Source organism: Sphaerochaeta sp. UBA5836, assembly GCF_002432845.1.
GTDB lineage: Bacteria > Spirochaetota > Spirochaetia > Sphaerochaetales > Sphaerochaetaceae > Sphaerochaeta.
The window spans coordinates 4,327-6,202 of the sequence record NZ_DJGW01000060.1; the positions used below are offsets into that span (position 1 = coordinate 4,327).

Sequence of the window (1,876 nt, forward strand, 5' to 3'; positions counted from 1 at the left end):
TCGTTCAAGAAAGGCGGCAGGCTCTTTTACATCGGAGCTGGGACGTCGGGAAGGCTTGGGGTGCTCGATGCCTCCGAGTGCCCTCCCACCTTCGGTGTTCCTCCTACGATGGTGCAGGGAATCATTGCAGGCGGCCTACCGGCCTTGACGACCGCCATTGAATCGGCGGAGGACAATCCTACGGCAGGAGTGGAAGAACTGAAGACCCGCTCGTTCAGCAAGGACGATGTACTGGTAGGAATCACCGCCTCAGGCCAGGCCCCCTATGTGATCGGGGCCATGGCCTGGGCGCAGAGCATTGGGGCCAAGGTGGGGGCGATCAGCTGCAATGAGCACTCGGCGGTATTCGACCATGCCGACCATAAGATCTATGTGGCGGTGGGTGCGGAGATCATCACCGGCTCGACACGCATGAAGTCAGGCACGGCCCAGAAGCTCGTGCTGAATATGATCACCACCACCAGCATGATCCGCATCGGCAAGGTGTATAACAATCTCATGGTGGACCTGCTTCCGCTGAATGCAAAGCTTGTCGACCGGGCAAAGCGCCTGATCATTGAAGTAACCGGTTGCACCAGAGCAGAGGCCGAAGAGCTCTACAAGCTGAGCAAGGGCAACATCCGCGTTGCATCGTTGATGCACATGCTCAAGGTCGATGCCCCCGAGGCAAGAAGACTTTTGGATGAGAGTGATGGAAGCATAAACCGGGCGTTGGATAAACGAGGGGTGAGTGTGTGAGTGAACGCTACTTCTTCGGCCTTGACGGGGGTGGAACACAAAGCCGTCTGGCAGTGTGTGATAGTACGGGTACCATACTGAAAGAGGTGTATGGTGGAACCACAAACCTCTATACCGGCAAGAGCGAACAAGTAGCTCTCAATCTGAAGGCTCTGTTCACCCAAGTTGAGCAGTATTTCCCCTTTGCAGGGGGATGCATCGGTTCTGCAGGGCTGGGAAGGGAGCGGGAGAAAGTCCTTTTCAAAGACATGCTCTCCACCTTGCTGCCAACAGTGCCGGTATACCTCTGCAGCGACGGAGAGATTCTCTTGGTCGGAGGCCTTGCAGGCTTGGAAGGCTATGCGCTGATCAGCGGAACAGGAAGCCTGGCTCTGAGCAGAAGCTCGGATGGCTCTCTCAAGCGTGCCGGCGGATACGGCTACCTGCTCGGCGACGAAGGCTCAGCCTATTGGATCGCCCATCAGGCTCTTATGCGTTCACTGCGGTCTTTGGAGAACAGGGACTTGAAAACCACCATGCTCCCTTCCCTGCTGGAAGGCTGCTCCCTCTCCAAGGCAGAGGACCTCATTGCCTATGTACACCACCAGGCCGCCAAGGCCGATATTGCCAAGCTGGCTCCCTTGGTGACGGTGTTTGCCAAGGAGGGCGACCTTCTTGCAAACGACATCCTGCAGTGTGCCGCCAAGGAGCTGGTCTCCTTGGTGGTCTCAGTACAAAACCCTGCCATCAGAGCCAAGGAGCTCGTGCTGGCAGGTGGAGTACTGGAGAAAGACCCGATAGTGCGACCGCTGTTTATCCAAGCATTGAAAGAAGCACTTCCTGAGCTTCAGATTATTACAGCTCGAGGGACGGCTCTTGAAGGTGCGTGCCTTCTGGCTAGAACCAGCGTCTAAAGGGTTCCTTCGGACAAAGGCCTGCAGGGCGTAGTATTCTTCGACTCAGATATGCTTTTTTGCCATGCATCACTACGGCTAATCTTCTTTCAAGTACCCAATTTGGTTACCAAGTTCAGCCTATGTAGTACATGACGGATTTAAGGAAGAACATCAGTGAGCTTATTCGGGATGCAATCAGCCATATCGGCAAAAACCTAAATATTTGCCGATGTGGCTGAGAAGGAAGGATCTATGGAAAAAAA

Annotated in this window: 2 protein-coding genes; both read left to right on the top strand. The window is 54.9% G+C overall.

Translation table 11 applies throughout. The annotated features are described in order from the left end of the window. The coding region (gene murQ, locus B3F49_RS04805; RefSeq protein ID WP_293909337.1) for an N-acetylmuramic acid 6-phosphate etherase at positions 1-738 on the top strand (738 nt) is incomplete at its 5' end. Then, on the top strand, positions 735-1,631 hold the full coding sequence (locus B3F49_RS04810) for an N-acetylglucosamine kinase (RefSeq protein ID WP_293909340.1): 897 nt from the start codon (positions 735-737) through the stop codon (positions 1,629-1,631). The genes murQ and B3F49_RS04810, both read left to right, overlap by 4 nt. Positions 1,632-1,876: the final 245 nt, after the last annotated feature.